The organism is Stenotrophomonas sp. Sm10, from assembly GCF_030985515.1.
GTDB classification, from domain to species: domain Bacteria; phylum Pseudomonadota; class Gammaproteobacteria; order Xanthomonadales; family Xanthomonadaceae; genus Stenotrophomonas; species Stenotrophomonas hibiscicola.
Genome location: NZ_JAPTFO010000123.1, coordinates 1 through 7,537, shown reverse-complemented (window position 1 = coordinate 7,537; position 7,537 = coordinate 1). Strand labels below are relative to the sequence as shown.

Here is a 7,537-nt window from a genome sequence, read left to right as displayed (position 1 = left end):
CCCCCCCCCCCCCCCCCCCCCCCCCCCAACCCCCGGGTCCGCCATTGATCGGGTGGGTGCCGACCGTTGGTCGGCACACCTACTCGCCGTCCCTTTCCGCGTCGGCCTCGAAAAGATGCATCAGGTCGTTGCGTGCATCGCGCGAGGTCTGGATCACGGCCGCTTCGTCGTCGTACACCAGATACTGGTCACGCAGCAGCTGCTCATCATGTTCGCGGAAGCGCTGCACATGGCGTTCGGCCACGTCCGGCGCCACGCCCAATGCGGTCAGCACGCGGCCGCTCATCTCCAGGCTGGTGCCAAACACTTCGCGGAACGGCTCGGCCGACATGTCCATCAGGCGCCAGGCATGCTGGCGGTTGCGCGCACGCGCCAGCACCGTCGCGTCCGGGTACAGCCGGCGCACCATGCGCACCGCGCGCAGGTTGGTCTCCGGGTCGTCCACGGTGATCACGAACACATCGATGTGCTCGCCGCCCGCCGCACGCAGCATCTCCGGCCGGGTCGGGTCGCCGTAATACAGCTGGTTGCCGAAACGGCGCAGGTCGGCCACGGTGTCCGGGTTCGCCTCCAGCGCCACGAAGGGCACCTTCTGTGCCGTCAGCAGGCGTGCGATGACCTGGCCGAAGCGGCCCATTCCGGCGATCAGCACCTTGGGGCGGTTGTCCGGCGCCACCTTGTCGGCCTCGGCTGCCTCGCGCGGTGCGGCCTTCTCCTGGCCGAGCAGCTTGAGCAGCGCGATCATCAGCAGCGGCGTGATCGCCATCGACAGGCCCACGATCGCCACCAGCCGGTCGTGGTTGGCATTGCCGAGCAGGTGCGCGCGCTGCGCTTCGTTGAACACCACGAAAGCGAACTCGCCGCCCAGCCACAACACGCTGCCCAGCAGCAGCGACTGCCGCGGACTGAGCCGGGCGATGCGGCCGATCGCGTACAGCAGGCTGAACTTGACCACCAGCAGGATGCCGACGCCAGCCGCGATCATCCACGGTTCGGCGGCAATGCGGTCCAGGTCGATGCCCATGCCCACCGCGATGAAGAACAGGCCCAGCAGCAGGCCCTTGAACGGCTCGATCTGCGCTTCCAGCTCATGCCGGAACTCCGAATCGGACAGCAGCACGCCGGCCAGGAACGCGCCGAGGCTGGGGCTGAGGCCGGCTTCCTGCATGAACCAGGCGGTGCCCAGCACCACCAGCAGTGCGGTGGCGGTGAACACTTCCGGGCTGCGGGTGCGGGCGATGATGCTGAACACCTTGCGCAGCACCGGTCGCCCGCACAGGATCACCACTGCCAGCGCACCGAGGGCCACGGCGGCGTCTTCCCAGCGCAGGGTCTCGTTCTTCACCCCGCCCAGCAGCGGGATGGCCGCCAGCAGCGGAATCGCGATCAGGTCCTGGAACAGCAGGATGGCGAACCCGAGCCGGCCATGGTCGCTGTTGATCGCCTTGTGCTCGGACAGCAGCTGCAGGCCCACCGCCGTGGATGACAGCGCCAGCGCCACACCTACCACCAGCGCGCTCTTCCACTGGAAGTGGTCGAGCAGCAGCAGGCCGCCCAGCACCAGCCCGGACAGCGCCACCTGTGCCGCACCGGCGCCGAACACCGAGCGCCGCATCACCTTCAGGCGTGCCGGTGACAGCTCCAGGCCGATCACGAACAGCAACATCACCACGCCGATCTCGGCGGCGCCGAGGATGCGGTCGGCGTCCTGCACGAAGCCCAGCCCGTCCGGGCCCAGCACCACACCGGCCGCCAAGTAGCCCAGCACCGCGCCGAAGCCGAACTTCTTGAACACCGGCACGGCGATGACCGCCGCCAGCAGCAGCACCAGCGCCAGTTCCAGACCACCGCTATGCATGGGAATACCTGGTCATCGGGGGAGCCGCTGTGCGTCCGTTCGGGTTGGGAAAAGCGTGGCGAACACCACCGCGCCATTATGCGCGCCGGCCTGTGCATGCACGAGAACAACCTGCGGGCAGGGTGCTGCCGCGGCGGGACCGGGTTGACCTGCATGGTCCACGGGTCCAGACTGCCCGCCGCTGGCGGCGCGTCCGCCGGCACACGCATCCCGGAGTCCCCAACCCATGTCCAGCGACAGTAGAAGTCGACCTCGTTCGACGCCAGCGATGGCCACCGCCTGACATCGGGACGGTTTGCCTGCGTTGGCGTTGCGCGAGGTCGCACCCCCACAAGGCAAACCCGATGAACCAAAAGCAATTGCTGCGCCCGGTGGCCGATGCCGCCGCACTGGCCGCGCCGCTGGCGAACTTCAACACTGCCGATGCGGTGGAATTCCTCAACACGCTGGAGCTGACCCGCGCCGCGGAAACGCTGGCTGCCCTTCCGTTGCCGCGTGCAGTGAAAATGCTGGAAGCGCCGGAACTGCACCGCAGTGGCGAGCTGGTGGCAGCGCTGCCCCCGGCGCGCGCTGCCGCCCTGCTCGGGTTGATGGCCGACGACCGCGCCACCGACATCGTCCATGAGCTGGATGAGGAAGAACGCGCGCGGTTGATCCCGCTGCTGGGCACCGACGCCCGCCAGGCCATCCAGAAGCTGCTCAGCTACCCGCCGAACACCGCCGGTGCGCTGATGACCACCGAGTACGTGGCGGTACCCGCCAGCTGGACCGTGGCGCAGACCCTGCAGCACATCCGCCAGGTCGAGCGCACCCGTGAAACGGTGTACGCGATCTACGTGCTGGAGCCGTCCAGCCAGCAGCTGCAGCAGGTGGTGACCATGCGCCGGCTGATCACCGGCCTGCCGGAGGAGTCGATCCTGGACGTGGCCCAGGTCAATCCACCGGTGACGGTGGACGCACTGATGGACCAGGAAGAAGTGGCACGGCTGATCCGTCGCCACGACTTGCTGGCGATCCCGGTGGTCGATGCGCAGCAGCAGATGCTCGGCATCGTCACCGTGGACGACGTGCTCGACGCGCTGATCGAGGAATCGACCGAGGACGCGCACAAGTTCGGCGGCATGGAGGCACTGGACAAGCCCTACATGCAGATCGGCTTCCTGGAGATGCTGCGCAAGCGCGCCGGCTGGCTGAGCGTGCTGTTCCTGGGCGAGATGCTGACCGCCAGCGCGATGCAGCACTATGAGGACGAACTGGCGCGCGCGGTGGTGCTGACCCTGTTCATTCCGCTCATCATGAGTTCGGGCGGCAACTCCGGTTCGCAGGCCACCTCGCTGCTGATCCGCAGCCTGGCGCTGCGCGAGCTGCGCCTGCGCGACTGGTGGAAGGTGGCCCTGCGCGAAGTGCCCACCGGCATGGTGCTGGGCGCGATCCTCGGCTGCCTGGCCATCGTGCGCATCGTGATCTGGCAGCTGGGCGGCCTGCACGACTACGGCGAGCACTGGATACTGCTGGCGATCACGATCGGTGCCGCGCTGGTCGGCATCGTCACGTTCGGCTCGCTGTCCGGCTCGATGCTGCCCTTCATCCTCAAGCGGCTCGGTTTCGACCCGGCCAGCGCCTCGGCCCCGTTCGTGGCCACCCTGGTGGACGTGACCGGCCTGGTGATCTATTTCAGCATCGCCGCGATGATCCTGCACGGCACGCTGTTGTAACGGGAGCGTCATCCACACATGACGTGGATCTACTGGTCCCGGCGGTAGATCCACGCCATGCGTGGGTGCGGTATCAGGACCTTGCGCACGATCATGCCGTTGCCGCGCCAGTCCGTGTACCGTAGGCGCATGAGTACCTACCACCTGCAGTCCGTGTTCCGTCCGCAGTCGGTCGCGGTGATCGGCGGCAGTCCGCGTGAGCGTTCGGCCGGCCGCGCGGTGATGCGCAACCTGCGCGGCACCGGCTTCCCCGGCAAGGTGGCGTGGATCAATCCGCGGCATGCCGAGATCGATGGCATCCGCACGGTCAAGCGGCTGAAGGACCTGGACTGGGTCCCCGACCTGGCGGTGATCACCGCACCAGCGGCCATCGTGCCGCAGGTGGTGCGCACTGCCGCCGAACGTGGCGTGCAGGCGGCGATCATCCTCACCGCGCACCTGGGCGAAGGCCCCGGTTCGTTGTCTGCACAGGTGGAGGCGGTGGCGCGCAAGCATGGCCTGCGCATCCTCGGGCCGCATTGCCTGGGCGTGATCGCGCCGCACGCACGGCTCAATGCCAGCATCGCCGCGCACTTCCCGCAGGCCGGTGATCTTGCGTTGATCTCCGAATCCTCGGCCATCGCCGCCGCACTGGTGGAGTGGGGCGTGGCGCGCTCGGTCGGGTTCTCTGCCGTGGTCTCGCTGGGCGACACGCTGGACGTCGACTTCGGTGACCTGCTCGACTACTTCGCCACCGATTACCGTACGCGCGCCATCCTGCTCTACGTCGAGCAGATCAAGGACGCGCGCAAGTTCATGTCGGCTGCGCGTGCCGCCGCCCGCGCCAAGCCGGTGGTGGTGGTGAAGTCGGGGCGCGCCGAGCGCGTGCAGCCGGGCAGCCGCGATACCCATGTGCAGGCCCTGGCCCGTGCCGATGATGTGTACGGTGCCGCCTTCAACCGTGCCGGCCTGCTGCGCGTGGGCGCGCTGGACGAACTGTTCACGGCCGCCGAATCGCTGGGCCGGTTGGGGACCTTCCCCGGTCGTCGCCTGGCCATTCTCAGCAATGGTGGCGGCGTCGGTCGCCTTGCCGTGGACCAGCTGATCGCGCTGCGTGGCACGCTGGCCACCCTGTCCGACAGCACGGTGCAGAAGCTCGATGCGGTATTGCCACAGGGCTGGTCGCGCAGCAACCCGGTCGACATCGTGGTCGACGCTGATGGTGATCGCTATGCCGCCGCCATCGAGGCGCTGCTGGCCGACAACGAGAATGATGCGGTGATGGTGGTCAACGTGCCGACCGCATTCACTTCATCCGCAGACGCCGCACAGGCGCTTACCCGCACGCTCGGACTGCGCCCGCGCCATCACCGCGACAAGCCGGTGTTCGCGGTGTGGCTGGGCAACGATGACCAGGCCACCGCCGCGCTCAACGCGGCGCGGGTGCCGACCTATCCGACCGAGGCCGAAGCCGTACGTGGCTTCCAGCATCTGGTGCGCTACCGCGAAGCGCAGAACGCGTTGATGGAAACGCCGCCCAGCCTGCCGCAGGACTTCAGCGTCGACACGGCCGCCGCGCGCGCACTGGTCGATGCCGCGCTGGCCAACGGCCAGCAGTGGCTGGACCCGCTGGCTACGCATGAACTGCTCAAGGCCTACGGCATTCCCTCCGCGCCGGTGATGCATGCGCGTGACGCGCACGAGGCGATGGATCTGGCACAGCCGCTGCTGGAACGCGGTGCCACGGTCGCGCTGAAGATTCTCTCGCCGGATATTCCGCACAAGTCGGAAGTGGACGGCGTGCGCCTGAACCTGTCCACCCTGCCGGCGGTGCAGAGCGCGGCCAACGCGATCCTGTCGCGTGCACGCCAGCTGCGGCCGGATGCGCGCATCGATGGTCTGCTGGTGCAGCCGACCATCGTTCGCCCGAAGGCGCGCGAGTTGATCGTCGGTATTGCCGATGACGCGACGTTCGGCCCGGTGATCGTGGTCGGCCGTGGCGGTACCGCGGTTGAAGTCATCAATGACAAGGCTTTGGCGCTGCCGCCGCTGGACCTGCGCCTGGCCCACGAGCTGATCGGCCAGACCCGCGCCTCGCGCATCCTCAAGGCCTATGGCGATGTGCCTGCCGCCGACGAGCGCGCACTGGCATTGGCGCTGGTCAAGCTGGCACAGCTGGCCGCCGACATCCCCGAAGTGCGTACGCTGGACATCAATCCGTTGCTGGTCGACGGCAAGGGCATCCTCGCCCTCGACGCACGCGTGGCGGTGGCGCCGTCGCGCATCCTGCACAAGGGCCGTGGCCATCCGCGCTTCTCGGTGTTCCCGTACCCGAAGGAGTGGGAGCGCACCATCGAACTGTCCGATGGCGGCCGTGCCTTCGTGCGTCCGGTGCGGCCGGAGGACGACGCGCTGTTCCGTGCGTTCTTCGCCCGCGTCAGCGACGAGGACCTGCGCCTGCGCTTTTTCCAGTCGGTGAAGCACTTCAGCCACGAGTTCATCGCGCGCCTGACCCAGCTCGACTACGCACGCTCGATCGCACTGGTGGCGATCGAACCGCGCAGTGGCGAAATGCTCGGCGCGGTGCGCCTGCACGCCGATGCCGATTACCACCGCGGTGAGTACGGCATCCTGATCCGCTCGGACCTGAAGGGCCACGGTATCGGCTGGCGGCTGATGGCGATCATGATCGAGTACGCCAAGTGGCTGGGCCTGGACGTGGTCGAAGGCCAGGTGCTGCGCGAGAACAGCACCATGCTGGCGATGTGCCAGAGCCTGGGCTTCAAGACGAAGCTGGACCCGGATGACCCGACGGTGATGATGGTGACCTTGCCGGTGCAGCAGGTCGAAGTGCCTGACGTCCCGCCGGTGGCGTGATCGCCGCCCATCGGTAGCGCCGGGCCATGCCCGCCGATCACCTCACCGCTGCGGTTCCACCGCCACCGCCGTGCCATAGCACAGCCGCACGGTCAGCCCGGTCATCACATAGATGGCGTCGTAGCGCATGCCGATGATCGGGTTGGCAGCCAGCTGCCGTGCTTGCTTGTCTCTGCTGCGCCAGGTTTACTCGCGGCCTGTCCGCACAGCGCGGTGTAGATGGTGATGGTGTCGCCAAAAGAGCGGCTCCGCCGCTGTCTTCTGTAGCGTCGAGCCATGCGCCACTGGCTATGCAGCCGTCGAACGTGGCTCGACGCTACAATCCGCCCCCTGTTGCGGCATGGTTCCGTCACCGTGCTGGCGCGACAATACCCCCATGACCGACCGTATCCCCCTGCTGCTGCTGCCTGGCCTGCTCAACGACGCTGAGCTGTGGCGCTCACAGTTGGCTGATCTTGCCGACATCGCCGATTGCACGGTAGGCGACCAGACCCGTGGCGAAACCCTGCAGGCGGTGGCCGAGGACGTGCTGGCACAGGCGCCGGAGCGCTTTGCGTTGGCCGGGTTCTCGCTGGGCGGTTTCGTCGCCCAGCAGATCCTGCGCATCGCGCCGGAACGCGTGCTGCAGCTGGCGTTGATCGATACCTCGATCCACGCCGATTCACCGGAACGTGCCGAGCAGCGCCGCAGCCAGCGCGCCAGCGTGCGCCTGCCCGGAAAGTTCCATGGCTTCGGCGATGTGCTGATGCGCAGCTACATCGATGCCTCGCGGCTGGATGATTACGTGCTGGTGCAACGTGTGCGTGACATGACCGCCCGCCTGGGCGCGGACGTGTTCCTGCGCCAGAGTGCGCTGGAACGCCGTGACGGCCATGACGTGCTGGCTGGCTACCGCGATCCGCTGCTGATCGTATGTGGCGCCAACGACCGCATTACGCCACTCGCGGTCAGCGAGGAAATGCACGCCCTGGTGCCGCACTCGCAGCTGGTGGTGGTGCCGGACTGCGGGCACCTGGCACCGATGGAAAAGCCGGATGAGGTCAGTGCGGCAATGCGAGGCTGGTTGTTGCAGGCCTGATGGATCCGCGGGGGGGGGGGGGGGGGGGGG

Annotated in this window: 4 protein-coding genes and 1 pseudogene; 3 read left to right on the top strand and 2 right to left on the bottom strand. The window is 67.8% G+C overall.

Annotated features, from left to right (window positions below):
* Window positions 1–79: 79 nt before the first annotated feature.
* Window positions 80–1,858, bottom strand: coding sequence for a monovalent cation:proton antiporter-2 (CPA2) family protein (locus O0J15_RS19800; RefSeq protein ID WP_021203487.1), 1,779 nt, complete (start codon window positions 1,856–1,858; stop codon window positions 80–82).
* Between the two features lie 344 nt (window positions 1,859–2,202).
* On the opposite strand from O0J15_RS19800, the gene mgtE reads away from it, so the two are divergent.
* Entirely contained in the window at window positions 2,203–3,573 is a 1,371-nt protein-coding gene (gene mgtE / locus O0J15_RS19795) for a magnesium transporter (RefSeq protein WP_019661699.1), read from the top strand.
* A 129-nt stretch (window positions 3,574–3,702) separates the two neighbouring features.
* Entirely contained in the window at window positions 3,703–6,429 is a 2,727-nt protein-coding gene (locus tag O0J15_RS19790) for a bifunctional acetate--CoA ligase family protein/GNAT family N-acetyltransferase (protein ID WP_308306161.1), read from the top strand.
* Window positions 6,430–6,471: 42 nt separating this feature from the next.
* Here O0J15_RS19790 and O0J15_RS19785 read toward each other — a convergent pair.
* Window positions 6,472–6,668, bottom strand: a pseudogene (locus O0J15_RS19785) (heavy metal-binding domain-containing protein); the annotation flags it as partial.
* 137 nt (window positions 6,669–6,805) lie between these two features.
* Between O0J15_RS19785 and O0J15_RS19780 the strand changes: the two are divergent.
* A complete protein-coding gene (locus tag O0J15_RS19780) occupies window positions 6,806–7,507 on the top strand; it encodes an alpha/beta fold hydrolase (RefSeq protein ID WP_019661696.1) in 702 nt (233 codons plus the stop codon).
* Window positions 7,508–7,537: the final 30 nt, after the last annotated feature.

What these genes read in the sequence shown, in the direction of transcription:
- O0J15_RS19800 (WP_021203487.1), bottom strand. Translation starts at nt 1,858, where the DNA reads ATGCATAGCGGTGGTCTGGAACTGGCGCTGGTGCTGCTGCTGGCGGCG.
- mgtE (WP_019661699.1), top strand. Translation starts at nt 2,203, where the DNA reads ATGAACCAAAAGCAATTGCTGCGCCCGGTGGCCGATGCCGCCGCACTG.
- O0J15_RS19790 (WP_308306161.1), top strand. Translation starts at nt 3,703, where the DNA reads ATGAGTACCTACCACCTGCAGTCCGTGTTCCGTCCGCAGTCGGTCGCG.
- O0J15_RS19780 (WP_019661696.1), top strand. Translation starts at nt 6,806, where the DNA reads ATGACCGACCGTATCCCCCTGCTGCTGCTGCCTGGCCTGCTCAACGAC.